Raw genomic sequence first — 17,137 nt, forward strand, 5'->3', positions numbered from 1 at the left:
GCGTCGGCGTCGGCGTCGGCGTCGGCGTCGGCGTCGGCGTCGGCATCAGCGTCCGCATCGGCGTCAGCATCCGCATCTGAATCAGCATCAGCATCAGCGTCTGCATCGGCATCCGCATCGGCATCAGCGTCTGCATCGGCGTCCGCATCAGCATCAGCGTCTGCATCGGCATCGGCATCGGCGTCGGCATCCGCGTCGGCATCCGCGTCGGCGTCGGCGTCGGCATCAGCGTCAGCATCCGCATCTGAATCGGCATCGGCATCGGCGTCAGCATCAGCATCGGCGTCAGCATCAGCATCGGCGTCAGCATCCGCATCGGCGTCAGCATCTGCATCCGCGTCGGTGTCGTCTAGATCTGTTGTAGCAGCGGCTAGGCCACCATCAAATTCAACGAACTCGGCCCCTTCAAGGCCGCCTTCAGTGCTAAAGCTAAGCGGGTCGGTTTCTTCGGCAATACGAGCAAGGCGCACAAAGCTGCTACCACCACCGCCACCGCCGGCTGCTCCACCGGCTGCAGTCGCATCTAACAGTTCGAGTAGGTCGCCATCTTCATCATTAAGAGCAGTGAGCAGCGCTTCTAGATCGTCATCCTGGATGCTGGCATCAGTGGCTACAATCGCGTCAACATCAAGTTCGGGGGTAACCGCAACCTCTTGGCCGCCTTCGACAACGTTAACGCCTGTTCCGTCTGCAAAGTCTAGCTCTACCCGGCCATCTGCAGACGTGATGATCGTTTCGCCTTCCTGAAGAACGTCGCCAATGCGAAGTTCACGCAGATTGCCGTCTTCGTCACGTGCCCATGCCTGACCTGAAATTGCGATAACTGTTGCCATGTGCTGTATCCACCCGCTGCTTCATCCAAGAGGTTGCCGTTTTTGGTGAAAATCCAATAAAGTGAACTTTTATTAACGGCATTTTGCAGCAAGATTAATCGTGATGACGACGAATTCATATTGTACTGGTGGACAGTACTACCACGGCGATTGGAAAAGACGGGCATGCTGAAAGCTAGGATGAGGCTTTAATACTCAACGGCGCTTTTCACGGGAGAGTTTTGCTCATCCGCGAGTGTAATGACCTCGTAGGCTTTTATAAGCCCAGACATCATGTTGAGTGCGCCTGAGTCATTATGAAGATGACAACGTTGGCAAAATTCGTGCGCTCGCGCCGCTAATGCAACGCAGTTTGCCGCTTGGGTGGGTGAGTCAAACCCATGCCAAGGTTGCTGACTATCAGCGCTTTCCCATTGGCTATTGATAACCTCAAGTATTTCCGCCTGTAGCTTTGCTGATAGAGGCCAGTGCGCGCCCAATGTGTCATATACCCAACCCTGCCAGTCCAATAGCAGCATGTGATTGTCTATAACGGCCATGCGGGCGCTACTAGGATTTTGTACCGTTAGACACTGGGGAACCCTTTTCACTTCAGCGATCATAAACGGCCATAGCTGCATGAAACGCTCGACTTGAAAGCTCTGTCGGTCTTGTTGTGTCAGGTAGGCAAAGTGTGAAGCTACCACTTTCTTCATGCGCTCGGGTAAGGAGGCAAACGTTGCTGTGTATTGGGTAATCAGATGATTGGGCAAAGGAACATGGCATAGGCATTGCCGCAACTCATTCATCCAAGGCTTACGCTCTTCGGAATTCTTCCACTGAGGTGGCTTGTCTCCTATTTCCACCAACACAAAATGACACCAGGGTAACTGTCCACTAGCTCGTAAAACAGGCACCGTGGGCATAGCACTTTGAGACATCACGCTTTGAGACACCGCACCATGGCAATAGCCTCCTACTTCATTCAAAAGCGCTGTTTCATGCAGTGCTTCGTTCTCTCGGGCAGCGATATAGCACTTTAGCAATACATAATATGGCAAGCCGTTGCTATCTGTTTCACAAACTAATACGTGCGCTACGGATCGCCCATAGAGTAAACGGCATTGCAAAATTTCAAGATCGCCGACACAGTATTTGCTCTCAATCAACCATGACGGTAGCCACTGTTGAAGAGTCGCTTGTTCAAAGCGCTGGACAAAGTCCGTGGTTAGCGAGAAAGAAATCTGTTGGGAGCGAGGTAAAAGCAGCATATTAATCTGCTGAAAATACTTGATGATACTCAAGAAATTGATCAACCCATTAACACTGGCCACCATTAGTTGGCGCATTGCTAGCAGCAATATAAATAGCGTCAACAGTGGCCGCATTGTGCCATTGAGATAATCGAGGACAATAATCAAAAAACCCAAAGCAAAGCTGATATTGATGACGGTCAGAACGTTACCTTGCAGGGTATTCTGAATAGTTTGCACCCGCTCAAAGCGGTAGTAAAAGCTAACCATCATCACCAACCCCAACACACATGCCACTGCCAATAGCGCGAGCAGGGGGTGTAGAAAAGCGATCATCAAGCAGAAAAGCAGTGCGATCACCGCTGACGACAGGGCACCTATCACAATGCCAAGTACACGCTTGCCAACTAATCGATGGTTGGCAACTAGCCGAGTTTTATTCAAAAGCCCTAGGATTAGGGACGAAAGCTGGGCAATGGCTTTTGTAATTAACCATTTAAGTAAGGCGTAGGCGCAAAAGCAGAGCACGGCCGCTACGATTAATACCGCTATTTTGGCACCATGGGATTCTGTTCCAGGTACCCAGCCATCGATACGGCTACGCCCGGTCATCAACACTTGAAGCAACTGCCAAGGTAACACTAGGCTTGCCAACAGCATGACCTGACTTACAATTTGCATTAACAGGATCGTTAATACACGCCAACGAAACGGCCATAGCACCGCGCGCGCTAACGCAGCCATTAGGTCGAGAACTTGATCTCCGTGAATCTCCTCTCTCTCCCTGTTAGTCGTCGGGTTACTCATCGATTAATCATTGGTTCTATAAGTTGCATGAAGGCACGTAATTCGTCCGGTTGATCGGCTATCGGCTTATACGTTGAAACGGCATCATGGATGGCAGATAAAATGACCCTATTGTGACGCAGGCTACGCTGCTCTGCCTCTGCCCAACCATATACGGGCCATTGCTCTTGATGGGCCAGTGTCGCGCCAGCCTCATTGAGTGAGGCGAAAAGTAACGGCAGAAAGGCATGGCCATAAAACTCGCTCGCTGCCACTACTTGGCTGCCATCGTGGTAACGCTTATCGTGTAGCTCCTTCTGAATTGAGCGACTGCCCTGCGAGTCAAGCAGATAAAACAGTCGCTGCCAAAAGGTCGCTGCGCCGTAGCTTGCTTGCATCACTGCTTCAAGCGCTTCGGCATTCACAGGTAAGGGGATCCCCTCTTGTGCACCACCTCTCTGCGCAGCCTCTCTAAAGAGAGATTCCGACCAACGAGCTAATCCTTCATGCACCCAACCTTGCTTGAACATCATGTGGGCATTTTGATAAAGATGAAACAGCTCATGGGCAGGGGTTAAGTTTTCTGCAGCATTCACTTGCCCACCTAACGCCATACGAATATGGCAATCAGGCACAGTTGGGCTGCGCACTACTTCATCATACGCTTGCCCACCACGTGACTGGTCAGCACGTAATATCACCATAATGAAGTTTGCACGCTGATAGCGTGGCATGAGCAAGGGTGGGGTAAGCCCAAGAACGTCACGATAGAGTAGATTGGCGGCGTTAAGCTGTCTTTCCAAGTCATCTCGTTGTGTAGTGCTCAGCGCCCCAATTTCTTCAACGACCTCGATAAAAAAGTGGGTCTCCTCCAATCCCAACGTTTGGTTCGGCCCGTTTGTTAATATCTGGAGTGGTGCATCACGTTGCAGGTAATGGCACTCCCCTGCTTCTGGGGTCGGCTGAGCGGCTACTGGCGTTAGCTTAGCCGTGGCTATGCAAAGCAGTAGTAGAGTGATCCACCAATGGTGAGTTAACGGTAGATGTTTACTCATAAGGTAGCGGGGGGAAAAGCGCGTGTAGCCCAATGCCATGGGATGCTTTAACAAGCACGCTATCATGGGGCATTAGGTGGTGCGGCAGCGCTGCCTCAAGGGCTTTAACATCCGCAAAGTGAAACACGCCAGCAGCCTCTCCACCCAATAAGGGTGCTAACACTTGGCAGTGCTGACCACAGAGCAGTAATTCCCTAGCTGATAGTGAGGCAAGAAGAGGAGCAAGTTCCTGGTGTAGCCGTTCAGTCTCTGCGCCCAGCTCTAGCATATCGCCAATAATCACCATCTTTTTACTCGTATCCACAGTGAGCGAAGAGAAGGCTTCCAACGCCATGCGCATCGATAAAGGGTTAGCGTTGTACGTTTCATCGTACAGTGTGATTGGCACGCCGTGACAATGCGTGGCCCGTACTTCGCCTCGCCCTGCCACTGCTTGAAAAGTGGCCAGCCGGGATATAACGATGTCTAGCGGTAAATTATCGTGCCTAGCCACCGCCAGTACTGCCATGGCATTCAGCATCATATGGCGCCCTGCAGCGCTCATGCCAAGTTCATACACACTTCCATCACACATAATCCGGGCGCTATTCCCTGCAAACGCAAGCATGCGTATATCTGCGTCGGGGTGCTCACCGAAACTCACCACCTGCAGGTGATAGCGCCTTGCCTGTTCGGCCAGATAAGCATAATGAGGCATATCGCGGTACAGAATAGCGACCCCATTAGGGGGCATGCTCTGAAAAATAAGCGCTTTCTTACGGGCAATTTCGTCTAGTGAGCGGTGATACACCAGGTGCGATGCCGCAATATTAGTGATTATGGCGATATCAGGGCGAGCAAGATCCGTATTCTGGGCCATGGAGCCGATGGCCATTTCAACCACCCAGTACCGTGCCTCTTGCGGCATCGAAGCGATGTTCCAGGCAATGCCAACCGGCAGGTTGGCACTGCCTTGCGTTTGCCCTACCGCACCGCTATAGCTCAGCACATGGGCCAGCATTGCTACTGCCGTTGTTTTACCCGCGCTGCCAGTAATACCGACGACGCGACCAGCGTAACTGCGCCGCTGCCACTGTCCTATCGCCAGCGTTGCTGCTCGCACATCAGCTACGTGTAACACAGGCACACCGATACCATGATATAACTCAGGGTCATCGCAAATGACAGCGGAAGCGCCTTTACTCACCAGAGACTTCACCGCGGCGAATGGCAAAAAACCTTTTTCCATTCCCTTGCCCCGCGCGATAACCACTTGCCCCGTTTGAAAAGATCTTGGCCAGCAGCATAGGCCTCTTGCTAGCCACTCATCAGGTGGAGTTGATATCCATACTCCCTCGGTTATCGAGACAATAGTTTTAGCATCCAAGCGCTGCCCCAATAGTGGCGACTTAATGCTGGCATAGCTTGCCTCACGCAGCATCTGCTGATACGCCACCAGCCCCGATAAGTAGTGCTCTACATCGTCAATCCTAACGCGGAAACTGTGATGGCGAATAAAAAAGCCATCCACAACAGTCGCCGGAGCTTTAAAGTACATCGCGACTTCCGGCCAGAAAAAGCCGTTCAGCAGATAGTTCGCCCTAGCATGCAAAGAGCGGTAAAACGCATTGACATCAAAGCCATTCAGCACATCGGCTAAATCAGGCCGTTGCTCAAGCTTAAGCAGCGTTTTATGAAACGCCATCGACAGCTCAAGCAGCGTGGGGAAAGTGGTGATCCGCTCGTGGATAAAATCGACATAGCCCGCGATATTGCGCACGGCAAACGCAAAGTATTTACGCTCTGGGCGGTGCGCCACCAGTTCATTGGAGCAATAGGCAAGCCAATGGTCGTGGGCATTTTCGTGACCGCTAGCAATAAAGTAGTCAAACGCGTTGACCACGCAGTCTAGCCAACGGTTATTTCGGGTATGGTCATAAAGCCGCATTAGGGCAAAAGCCGCTTCGCCATCGTAATAAATGATCCGGGTCTTTTCCTTAACCGACAAATCAGCCGCATTAAGTACGTGTATAAAGCTCCCATCGGCCTCTTGCATTCTTGTAATGCCAAGTGCCAGTGCATCTGCCAGCGCTGCATAACGATCGTCGCCCGTGACCTGGTGATACTTCACTAATGCAAGAATGGCGACTGCGTTGGCTCCCAGTTTGATAATGTCGCCAACATCCACCACATAGGCTGCGCCTTGGCGGTAAATAACAAACTGGGAACATAAGCCCGACAGCGCGCCGGCAATCTGCTGGCGTATCAGTCTGAGTTGTTCGTTACTTAACAGTCGCTGTTCCGCACAGGCCTCATAGCCTTCTAGCAAAGCATAGGTACTGCTAGCGTGCCGCAATACGTTGTAGGTATTAATACGGCGATCAAAGCAGGGAAAATAGCCATACACATAGCGCCCATCTTCCTTCATCTGCTTACCCAAAAAACGGGTGGAACGCTCGATTAACTCTCCTGTGGATGCCGCTGTTAGAGGAGGAGCTTCTCGCCTTCCCCAGCATCTTGGTTGAGTCTCTAGACCATGAACTCGAGCAGTTTCGCCGCTAACATCCACGAATACGCCAGCAGTAGAAAAGCTCCAAACTGGCATAGTATCGCCAAAGTCAGGCATCTGGCTTGAACCATGACGTGCTTTTATATAGCGCTCTAAGTGCCCCAAATTAACATCGGCATGCGCCACCTGATTGCCTGCGTATAGGCAGGCATTAGCGTTAAGCTCCATTTCTGTGAGTAGAAGCCGAGGAAGTTTCGTGCCCACAAACGCTAAGCCACTACGAAAATAGTTGCGTTTATAACGCTTAATGTTTTGCTTTAGCGTCTGCCACTGCCATTCACGCACTGCAAAAGGCCACTCCAAGCGACACCACACCAATGGGTGCTGAAACTTTCGCTCAAGCCGTTGCAGTGCCTGTTTCAACGCGGGGAGTAAAGCTGCCCAGTTGCCTGCCTGCAGGCTGCTCACATCAATCTGCACAGTAGCGACTTGAGCGCGCCCATAGCCATCGCTTACTGATAGCAGCATTAGCTGAGCAAACTCTGCTGGCTGTGCATGCTTGTTCAACCATATCGGCACCACCGTTTCACCGATGCCATCTAAAGCGAGCGCAACGTTGACCGCTTGGGCAGAAGGCCCAGCTTTTTCAGCGCCCGATTTGCTTAATGGGGGCAAGCCAGGCAGTGAAGAACGTGTATTGTTGGGCATTTAATTGCTCAAAAATAAGGACTGACGTATGAAGCTGAACGCCATGCACATGCACACATGCAGGTATATCAACTAGAACTGTTCTAACGTGCGTTCTGCAACCGGCGTTAGCTTCAAAATTAGCTGTAAGCGATCACGGACAGCTAACTTCTTGAAGATGGCACTTAAGTGGGCCTTCACCGTACGTTCCGTGATGTCTAATTGGCGCGCGACTTCTTTATTGGTTGCACCACGAGCAACGGCTAGCGCCACACCCCGCTCGCGCTCCGTTAATAGGTTCAAATAGTCACTCTGCTGATGCTCCGCACCTTGCTGACGTTTTTGTAGCGCCTTAAAAGTGCCACCTACTACCTTGGCAAGCAGCTCTTGTCCCACCCATATACCTTGATTGGTTACTACAAGGGCGACTTGGATAAGGACGTCAGGAGCTGCCAATGTATGGACATAGCCACGCGCCCCAAGGTCAAGCGCCTTAAGCGCCTCACGATCGTTAGGCACATAGCTGAGTATCACGACAATGGCACTGTTTGCAGTTATCGCCGGAATCAGCTCACTCCAATTTTCGACCATCGTTGTTAGCCATGCCACGTCACCCGGCTGCACTTGATCCACTATTTTATCTGGCGTGGTGGCCATGCTTGCAGGAAAAGCACTTTCCCAGCGCGCCTTTAGGCGTCCATCCGTTGTCACAAACCAGTGTTTCATTAGCGCTCCCCCATGGAATCTCGCCACGCCCTTAAAACAGGTTTTAATAAGAACTGCATCACCGTTCTTTTGCCTGTCACAATATCGACTTGTGCCGTCATCCCTGGAATAACCTGCAGCCGGTCAGTAATACTTTCATCTTGCAAACTACGAACCCGGACCAAATAAAACGTATTACCGTCGTCGTCAGTAATCGTATCTGCACTGATGTGGTCAAGCTCAGCCTGCAGCCCACCATATATGGCGTAGTCGTAGGCAGTGAGTTTGATCGTTGCAGGCTGCCCAGGATGTAGAAAGGCAATATCCTGAGGAGCAATACGGGCTTCAACCAGTAACTGGTCATCGCTGGGCACGATATCCAATACTTCTTGTCCTGGCTGGACCACCCCACCAATCGTACTGATATGAATACGCTGAATCACACCATCGACAGGCGAGCGTATTTCGGTAAGTCGCACCCTGTCCTGAAGCCCCGTGCCTGACTGCTGAAGTGCATTTAAATCGCCTAACGTCTGAGCAAGCTCATTTCGCCACTCACTTCTACGTTCGGCACCTAGCTCAAGTAACTGCCCCTCCGCTTCTTCCACTCCCGCTTCCAGACGTGAAACAGCAGCGGCAGCTTGATTGCGCTCACCAGTGGCACGCGACACTTCACGCTGTAAGCGCAATACCTCAACTTCTGAAACAGCACCTGACGCAAGCAATGGGCGCGTCAAATTAAGCTCTTGCCCTGCCATATTGGCTTCACGCTGGGCAGTATCACGACGTGCCTGCGCTTCCCGAAGTTCTTCTCGACGTTGCCGAATACGATCATTGAGGACGTTTTCTTGCTCACGTAGCTCTTCGCGGCGGCTTTCATACACCTCACGTTCTTGCATCACGATATTAGGCACTTCTTGACGCAGCTCTTCAGACGGCTCAAAAGAGGTGCCAGTCGCCAACGCCCTTAGCCGCTCTGCACGTGCTTCTAGTGCAAAACGCTGGGCACGGTTTTCGCGAAAATCAGACACAAACCGGGTTGGGTCAATTTGCATTAACACCTCTCCGGCACTGACCACCTGCCCTTCTCGCACCATGATCTGCTCTATCACACCGCCGTCAAACGACTGTATGCGCTGCAGTTGGCTTGCTGGAATAACCCGCCCCGCGCCACGGGTCACTTCATCGATGGCAGCAACCGATGCCCAAACCACCAGCACAATAATGGTCAGTAAAACGGTGTAGAGAAATAGCCGAGCGCGAATAGGCTCTTGCTGCATACGCGCCCAGTCAGTGTCGCTCGCCCAATCACGACTGAGGTGCGCCGAGGTAACTCGCCGAGCAAACAGCCTATCCATAAACGGACGAAACGGTTTCTGCCCTTTCTCAGAAAAACGACCAATGGCCTCAAAGCCTTTTTGTTCAGACGTGGAGGTGTTTTTTTTCGCCATTTACGACGCCCTCCCAATCTGCCCTTTGCGCAATGCCTCGACCACGGTATCGCGCGGACCATCCGCCACTACTTTGCCAGCATCCATAACGATGATGCGGTCAACCAGGGATAACAGCGAGGTACGGTGGGTAACAACGAGAATAGTTTTCCCAGGTGCAACACTGGAAAGGTTAGCTTTAAACGCTTCTTCGCTGGCGTTATCCATTGAGCTAGTTGGCTCATCAAGCAACAGAATGGGTGGGTCTTGTACAACCGCTCTTGCGATTGCAACAGCTTGTTTTTGACCGCCTGAAAGCGCTTGGCCACGCTCACCTACCTCAAGGTCGACGCCTTTGGGATGGCTATTAACCAATGATTCTAGACCCGCAATTTCGATCGCTCTGAGTAGCGCCTCGTCATCAACCCGGTCGTTTCCACCACCCGCGACAATATTATCCCGCAGCGTGCCAGCAAACAGGCTGACATCCTGAGGTACATAGCCAATATGACGACGAAGCTGGAGGGGATCTAGCTGACGAATATCAACGCCATCCACCAGCACCGCGCCGGATACGGGCTGATAAAAACCAAGTACCAGCTTATTCAGCGATGATTTTCCGCAGCCAATACGGCCGAGCAACGCGACTTTTTCACCGGCTTTGATAGAAATCGAGACATCACGCAATGCCTCTCTTTCTTCATTGGGATAGCGCAAGGTGACTTTCTCTAAGCGGATGCTGCCGGTAAAACTGGGCTTTTCTACGTAAGCCTTGCCTTCATGGCGCTCCACGCTCTTGGCCATCACGCCATTTAAAGATTCCAGGGCAGTTGAGGACTGATGATATTGAGCCAGTAAAGCAGCCGCTTGGCTAACAGGCGCCATTGCCCGGGAAGAGAGCATATAGGCAGCAATCAACCCACCTTGGGTCAAGTTGCCTTCAATAATTTGATAGACACCGATGATAATGACGCACACGGCCACGCTGTGCTGCGCCCACTGAGCAACGCTTGAAACCGAAGAACTCACCATTTTGAGTTGGGCACCGGTTCTTGATAAGAAAGCAGATGCTTTTTCCCAATGGCGTTGAATTCGGCTTTCAGCGCGCAGCGCCTTGACGTTTTCTAATTGAGAAACGGACTCTACCAACAACGCATTACGTTGCGCCCCCACTTCCCAAGTTGTTTGTGAAAGCTCATGTAATTTGCCTTGTGCTGCAAGGGCATATAAAAGCACGAAAACAATCCCTATGAGCACTGGCAACACAAGCCAGGGGTTGATCAGTGCAATGATGGCCGCAAAAAGCAGTACAAAGGGCAAGTCCACTATGCCAAGAATGGTTGCAGAGCCGATAAACGCCCGCACCGATTCAAACGATTGAAGCGTTGAGGTAAACGAACCTGTTGACGCTGGCCGCTCCTCTAAGCGCAACCCCAACGTTTTCGCCATTATTGACGAAGAGAGCTTTACATCTGCTCGACTGGCTGCCAAATCAACAAAGCTGCTACGCATTAAGCGCAGCGCTAAGTCAAAGCAGAGCACAATAAAAATGCCAATTGCCAGCACCCAAAGCGTTTCAGTGGCCTGATTGGGTACAACACGATCATAGACATTTAACACAAACAGCGGCATTGCTAGCGCAAATAAATTGATAGCCACCGACCCTAAAACAATATCGCGATAGAGACGCCGATTCTCACGAATAACGCCCCAGAACCAGTGCTGGTCACCGCGTTTTTTAACTCCAGGTTCTGAAGCACTATCAACTCTAAATTTTGGTCGCACATAGATGGCTTCACCGCTATAACCTGCGTGAAGTTCCTCTAACGATATTTCCGTATCGGCTTCTGACAGCTCAGGAAAAATTACTTTTGCTTTTTGCTGCTTGAGATCCAACCCAAGCAACACACAAGCACGCCCCGGCTCCAACAATAAAATTGCGGGAAATAGGGCAGGATTTAGTCCCGAAAGCTTACTTTTCACAATATGCGCAGTAAGCCCTGCTCGCGAGGCTGCTCGCCCAAAGACAGAAGGAATTAACTTCCCTTGCTCTAAAGGCAAGCCTGCTTTTAAGGCTTCTGAGGACACTTCGTGCTGATAATATGAAGCAACTGCCTTCAAACACTCCAGTAACTCATCGCTTGATTCTTGCCCACCACTACGGGCAGCCCCAGAAACTGACAGCTCACTTTGCGTCACAAAAACCTCATTTCCCTTCCGAAATTTGAATATCTCGGATGACTAGATGCCCATAGTTCACTACTCAGCCACGCGTCACAAACGCATCCGCATAGCCAAATCCTTGCAGCTCAGACTGCAATGACTTTGCATCATTCAGGGATTCGAAGGGCCCTACTTGCACGCGAAAATTCCCTGCAGCTGTCACTACTCTAGCACTGCTGGATAACTGGTTATTCAATTGACGGCTCAGTGCCTCAGCACGCTCAATAGCACTTAAAGACGCCACCTGAACATAAAGTCCCTGCGTTTGACTTGGTGCTGATACGTTCGTGACAGTGGCTTCAATAGGGGCAGCCATTACCAGCTCCTCAGATTCTGAGTAAGCACTTTGCGGACTATCGGCTTGCTGCGCAGAAATCCCACGGGTGAAATCATCTAAGGTAAAGCCACGCGGCCCCTCTACACCGCAAGCCATGCGAATGTTGTCAGCCATATCCTCGTAGCCCAGCTCATCAAGGCTTGGAATATCTTCACGGGTTACTTGCAGGGTATGCATTAGCTGCCCCATAGCCGCTAGGGTACGCGCTTCTGCTAGCGTCAAATCAAACTGTGCATTGGCATAGGCACGGCTAGCTTCAAAGTACTCGTTCTCACTATCTAGAAGGTCGAGCAAGGTGCGCTGGCCAATATCGAACTGCTGTTGGTATGCACCGCGGACACGGTCAATTGATTGACGATGTTCGTTCAAATATTCCAACTGCTCTTTTAAGCGCTGGGTGTCGTTATAAGCAATTTGTGTCGTTTGCCTAACGTTGGTACATGCGGTTTCTCGCTGACTCTCTGCTTGTTCAATTCTTGTCGTCGCTGCATTGAAGGCAGCATAGTCCGAACCGCCTCGATAAAGGTTCATGCTCGCCACAAGCTGAATGCTGTGTTCATCACTGCGACCAGCAATCGAATCATCTTGGTTATTCGTGCCTGTACGTCCTTGAATATCTAGACGAGGCATAAAGGCAGCGCGAGCGCCTTCACGCTCTGCACGTTGTACAGCAATATTTTCAATCGCCGCGTGAAATTCAGGGTTACCCTGGAACGCTAGCTCTATGGCTTGGCTAACATCGGTAGGTAAGTCATCGGCAAGAGAAGGCGCAGGTGCCATATTTTGTGCGGGAAGCGTACCAACAATTCGCTGAAAACGGGCAGTAACATCGTGAAGGTTTGATGCTTCAGACATCAGGTTGGATTCGGCTAACGCCAGACGGCCGCTAATTTGTTCAAGATCAACACCGCGCCCTGCCCCCGAATTAAAACGCTCTTCGATTTGCGTTAATACGCGCTGATGTTCACGGTAGTTATCCTGCGCTAAGCGCACTAACTCGCGATAGCGTGCTACGTCTAGGTAGGTACGAAAGGCTTCAAGGGCAATTTCTTCACTAGCCCCCAGCAACTCAAAATAGGCGACTAGCCGAGAACGGTCTAAGCGCTCAACCTCACTGCGGGTTGCAAAACCATCAAAAACCATCTGGGTTAACGTCAGTTCTGCAAAATCACTATCGTAACTGCCACGCCCATCATTTTGCTGATCCTGTCTTCCAACACCAGCACTGACATCAATCGTAGGTAAGTAACCACCTTGCGCCTCTCGAACGTCATTGCCGGACGCCCAAAAATTTGCCCAGGAAGCATTGACTTGGGGATTGGTGATAATAGCTTGTTGAATGCTGCTTGAAAGTGTTGTGCTGCCTGGCGCATAAAGTGTAGCAGGAAGCGACTGCCCCAAAGCAGAGAGAGGAAGACAGACGAACGTCGTCACCGTGAGCGGTCGAATTGCGCGCTGAAAAAAAACTGTATTTAGGAACCCAGTATTTAGCGTTGTTTTGATGCCATTTTTCATCGTTGTTAATCCCTAATGAATATTTACGCTGCTAGCTAAAGGTGCAGCGGCTCTACGCCACCTACCCTGGGGCATGGTTCTTTTTGGTCTTACTTACTAGCTAATGCTCAGTGCGATCTAGACGTGGTTCGGTGACGCTCCCTTGCTCAGATTTTTCATTCAGTAGCATTAGTGGAAAACCACACTATAAAGCCAAACGTCACAAAATTTTACAATATAAATCTTAAAAAAACACTATATCGCCGATTTCCGGTTGGTTGTTAAACGCAATTGCTGTAGCGCTAGCCCAAGTAGAATCAGCCCTAAACCAATAAGCGTTGACACCAACAACGGCTCCCCCACCACTAAATAGAGCAACAGCAAGGAAACCGGAGGCGAAAGAAAGATTAGATTAGAAACCTTAGCAGTCCGCGAAACCTTACGAACTGCCATTTGCCAAAGCACAAACGCCACTCCCATTTCGAAAAGCCCTACGTAGACCCCAGCGCCTAACGCCTGCCACCCATGCCAGTTAAGCCCTGGCCCAACAAAGAATAGCAGCGCCGTTAAAACAGGCAAGCCAACGCTGAAGTTCTGCCATTGCGCAATTAAGGGTGCTCGCTCATCACGCGCGTTAAGCAACCAATACATCGCCCATAGCAACGTCGATAAAAGTGCAAACACCACACCTAGTGGGTCTGCAAAATCAACGTTGAAGATATTGCCGCGGGTGGCGATTACCCAAACACCCGCATAGGCAATAAGCCCCGCCACTATATCCATACGTGTCAGCCGCTGGCCTAGGATCGGCACAGCCAAAAGTGCCATCGCCAATGCCCAGGTATAATTCAAGGCCATGGCTTCTTGACCTGGCAACCGATCATAAGCAGCAAATAGCACCAGATAATAAGCAACCGGGTTCATTAACCCCGCCCAAGCGGCAGTACGCCAACCATGGCGAAGCGCTTGTGGTAGATGCCCCTGCTTCACCATCAAGACAGACATGAATACCCACGACACCAGAGCCGCAAGCCACATCAATTCCAGTGGGCTCATCCAAGCAAGCGCAACTTTAAAAGCGGTGGCAACCGTCGACCATAGCGCGACCGCTCCAAGCCCATACAATATCGCTTGACGATCTTGGTTCATCGGTCGATATGCCCCAGGTCTCGGGCTGGCTCAATCTGATCTCGTACGCGCTGCTTTAAAACTTTGATATCTGGAAAACCGCCATCGCGCTGCCTTTCCCATAGCAATGTCTCATCACACCAGATTTCAAAAGTTCCACCGTGAGAGGGCGATAATGCAACTTCTGCTAGGCTTTCACCGAAGGTTGAAAGAAGCTCTTGAGCATACCAAGCACTTCGCAACAGCCACTGGCATTGCGTGCAATAACGTATTTGAATACGTGACATTCAGGGGTTCCTTAACGTTTTAATAGGGGCATCCTTACCTTTCATTCTGTCACCTTACATTTGCTACTGCCAAGGACCCCTCATGGCTGAACATAATGTTTCTCAAACACGAGTTTACGAATGGCTGACCAGTGATGATGATAGCCGAATGTGCGATGACATTCCCGACGAGGCATGTCAGGAGCAGCCACATAATTTCTTCCTGCATCTTTGTGCTTCGTTAGGTAATAAACTTGCTGATGAGCTATCTAGCGCCCGATTGGTCTTGCCTTGGTTAATGGGCATTATTGGCGCTCCTGTATGGATGGTAGGCCTGTTAGTACCTATCCGTGAAGCGGGTGCTCTGTTGCCGCAGCTTTTCGTAGCTGGTTTTATTCGCTTAAAACCAACGCGCAAATGGGTATGGGTAGCAGGCGCACTGATACAGGCCCTAGCGGCATTAGCGTTAGCACTGCTAGCACTGGTGGGCAGCGGCTCTTTGGGGGGCGCGATGGTGCTAGCTACCCTGGTGTTGCTATCACTGGCGCGAGGACTCTCATCCATAGCAACGAAAGACGTGTTGGGTAAAACCATCGCGAAGCGACGCCGTGGAACTCTAATGGGGTGGAGTGGCAGCGTAGCAGGCGCCGCAACCCTGGTAGCTGGCGGCGTTCTGATGTGGTTTGGCGACCAACCCGGCAACGTAGCACTGGCTATTTTACTGGTTGTTGCCGCCGCAGGATGGCTACTCAATGCAGTGAGTGCGGCGCGCATAGCGGAAGTGCCCGGCGCTGTAGAAGGCGGCGAAAATGCCTGGGATAGCATTAAGCTAGGGCTTTCTTTACTCAAAGAAGATCGCAATTTTCTAAACTTCAATCTGGCTCGCGCCCTGCTTCTTTCCAGCGCACTGGCACTCCCCTATTTAGCTCTACTCGGTCAACAACAAAGCGGTACTAACTTAGGTGGCCTTGGCCTGCTGGTAGTGGTATCAGGCATTGCTGCGATGGTGGCAAGCCCTGTATGGGGAAAGCGAGCAGACCAATCGAGCCGCCGTGTGATGAGGGATGCAGCCATCGGGACCGCCATTTGCTGTCTGCTGGGCGCAAGCCTGGCATGGCTCCCCAGCCAGTGGAGTGAAAGCGTTTGGCCTTATGCGATTATTTACGCCCTTCTGGTTATCGTTCATCACGGCGTACGCCTTGGCCGTAAAACCTACTTGGTTGATATCGCCACGCAAGAAAACCGAGCGTTGTATGTTGCGCTATCGAACACCTTAACCGGCGTATTAATGTTAGTGGTGGGCGGAGTAATTGGTGGGTTGGCCCAATGGCTTGGTAGCGCGCCACTGCTGTTAATACTCGCTGGGACAGCATTCTGTGCAATGTTATCAGCCCAACGATTACCTGAGGCAGAATAGCGCTGTCGATTGCAATGCATCTCAACGCTCGCCATGATGGTAGGTAATTAGCGGTGATTAGCTGGGTTTTTGCTATTCTACCTTTATTAAGCAACATGAAATGCCGCTTAGCTCCGCGTTGATGGACAGCGCCATAGCTACGGAAGAACGAGAGCAGCAACAGGAACCCATTGATGAAACGATCTCCTTTGATCAGCCCGGAGTTACTCGAACGTATTGTTGACGCTTCTGAGGATGGCATCGTCGTTGCAGAGCAAGAAGGCGACGAAAACATCCTTATCTACGTTAACAAAGGCTTCGAACGCCTCACCGGCTACAGTGCGGATGAAATTCTTTATCGCGACTGCCGTTTTTTGCAAAATGAGGACCGCGACCAAGATGCGCTGACCTCTATTCGCGAGGCGCTAAAAGAGGGCCACCCCTCTCGCGAAGTGCTGCGTAACTACCGCAAAGACGGCACTATGTTCTGGAACGAGCTCTCCATTACGCCTGTATACGATGAAGCGGATAACTTGATGTACTACATTGGCGTGCAGAAAGACGTGACTGAGCGTGTCGAAGCTCAGCAAGCATTAGCAGCGCTCCAAAAACGTCAAGAAGTCGCAGAATAAACAAAAACACCAATAAAATATCTTCATGGGCTTGAACTTCAACCTAAGTTGCGGTAAATAGCGGCTAAGCGTATAAAAGCGCTAGGCGCTTCTTATTTCGTCTTAGTGATCGAAAGATCTTAGTGATCGAAAGAGAAGCCGTTGTGATGCCGGTGCGCCGGCTTGGGTTGGAGGGCATACCATGAGCCGTGACCCCTTAAATCGTGAAACTTATACCAATGATGCACTCGATGCAGATGAGTTTGACAACTTAGACGCTGTTAACGACGACCATTATGGTAAAAGTAAACCCAGCAAAGCAGACACGCTACGCGCCCGCCGCCAGGTAGAAGCATGGCTTGAAGAGCGCCGTTTGCAGCGCGCTATTGAAGATGATTGGGATGAAGAGGAGTAACTTCCACTTCTAAACCGCTTTTATTGGTTGGCAGCTTAGTCACGATGTCTA

At 51.1% G+C, this 17,137-nt stretch carries 13 protein-coding genes; 3 read left to right on the forward strand and 10 right to left on the reverse strand.

Annotated features, from left to right (window positions below):
- The 10 genes from CR46_RS18645 to CR46_RS0112160 form a co-directional block, all read right to left on the reverse strand.
- On the reverse strand, nt 1-833 hold an 833-nt coding region (locus CR46_RS18645), incomplete at its 3' end, for a retention module-containing protein (RefSeq protein WP_156963066.1).
- Between the two features lie 188 nt (nt 834-1,021).
- Nucleotides 1,022-2,872 carry a hypothetical protein gene (locus CR46_RS0112120; protein WP_030073244.1) on the reverse strand — a complete coding sequence of 617 codons (1,851 nt, stop codon included), beginning with the start codon at nt 2,870-2,872 and terminating at the stop codon, nt 1,022-1,024.
- Nucleotides 2,869-3,906, reverse strand: a complete 1,038-nt coding sequence (locus CR46_RS0112125; protein ID WP_030073246.1) for a hypothetical protein — start codon at nt 3,904-3,906, stop codon at nt 2,869-2,871. Before CR46_RS0112125 ends, CR46_RS0112120 begins: the two co-directional genes overlap by 4 nt.
- Nucleotides 3,899-7,102 carry a UDP-N-acetylmuramoyl-tripeptide--D-alanyl-D-alanine ligase gene (locus CR46_RS0112130; RefSeq protein ID WP_030073248.1) on the reverse strand — a complete coding sequence of 1,068 codons (3,204 nt, stop codon included), beginning with the start codon at nt 7,100-7,102 and terminating at the stop codon, nt 3,899-3,901. Before CR46_RS0112130 ends, CR46_RS0112125 begins: the two co-directional genes overlap by 8 nt.
- A gap of 72 nt (nt 7,103-7,174) precedes the next feature.
- Nucleotides 7,175-7,807, reverse strand: coding sequence for a response regulator transcription factor (locus CR46_RS0112135; RefSeq protein ID WP_030073250.1), 633 nt, complete (start codon nt 7,805-7,807; stop codon nt 7,175-7,177).
- A complete protein-coding gene (locus CR46_RS0112140; RefSeq protein WP_030073252.1) occupies nt 7,807-9,237 on the reverse strand; it encodes an HlyD family type I secretion periplasmic adaptor subunit in 1,431 nt (476 codons plus the stop codon). The genes CR46_RS0112135 and CR46_RS0112140 overlap by 1 nt, the downstream gene beginning before the upstream one ends.
- Entirely contained in the window at nt 9,238-11,415 is a 2,178-nt protein-coding gene (locus tag CR46_RS0112145; protein ID WP_030073254.1) for a type I secretion system permease/ATPase, read from the reverse strand.
- A 64-nt stretch (nt 11,416-11,479) separates the two neighbouring features.
- Entirely contained in the window at nt 11,480-13,291 is a 1,812-nt protein-coding gene (locus tag CR46_RS0112150; RefSeq protein WP_030073257.1) for a TolC family outer membrane protein, read from the reverse strand.
- A 234-nt stretch (nt 13,292-13,525) separates the two neighbouring features.
- On the reverse strand, nt 13,526-14,419 hold the full coding sequence (locus CR46_RS0112155; RefSeq protein ID WP_030073259.1) for a DMT family transporter: 894 nt from the start codon (nt 14,417-14,419) through the stop codon (nt 13,526-13,528).
- Nucleotides 14,416-14,685 carry an Rdx family protein gene (locus tag CR46_RS0112160; protein WP_030073261.1) on the reverse strand — a complete coding sequence of 90 codons (270 nt, stop codon included), beginning with the start codon at nt 14,683-14,685 and terminating at the stop codon, nt 14,416-14,418. Before CR46_RS0112160 ends, CR46_RS0112155 begins: the two co-directional genes overlap by 4 nt.
- An 82-nt stretch (nt 14,686-14,767) precedes the next feature.
- Between CR46_RS0112160 and CR46_RS0112165 the strand changes: the two genes are divergently transcribed.
- From CR46_RS0112165 to CR46_RS0112175, 3 genes are all read left to right on the forward strand, one after another.
- Complete coding sequence (locus tag CR46_RS0112165; RefSeq protein ID WP_030073263.1) at nt 14,768-16,081, forward strand: MFS transporter; 1,314 nt, start codon at nt 14,768-14,770, stop codon at nt 16,079-16,081.
- A 173-nt stretch (nt 16,082-16,254) separates the two neighbouring features.
- Entirely contained in the window at nt 16,255-16,692 is a 438-nt protein-coding gene (locus CR46_RS0112170; protein ID WP_030073265.1) for a PAS domain S-box protein, read from the forward strand.
- A gap of 181 nt (nt 16,693-16,873) precedes the next feature.
- Nucleotides 16,874-17,086: a PA3496 family putative envelope integrity protein gene (locus CR46_RS0112175; RefSeq protein WP_030073266.1), complete on the forward strand. Its 213-nt coding sequence runs from the start codon at nt 16,874-16,876 to the stop codon at nt 17,084-17,086.
- Nucleotides 17,087-17,137: the final 51 nt, after the last annotated feature.

Origin of the sequence: Vreelandella neptunia, assembly GCF_000712975.1 — a bacterium.
GTDB lineage: Bacteria > Pseudomonadota > Gammaproteobacteria > Pseudomonadales > Halomonadaceae > Vreelandella > Vreelandella qaidamensis.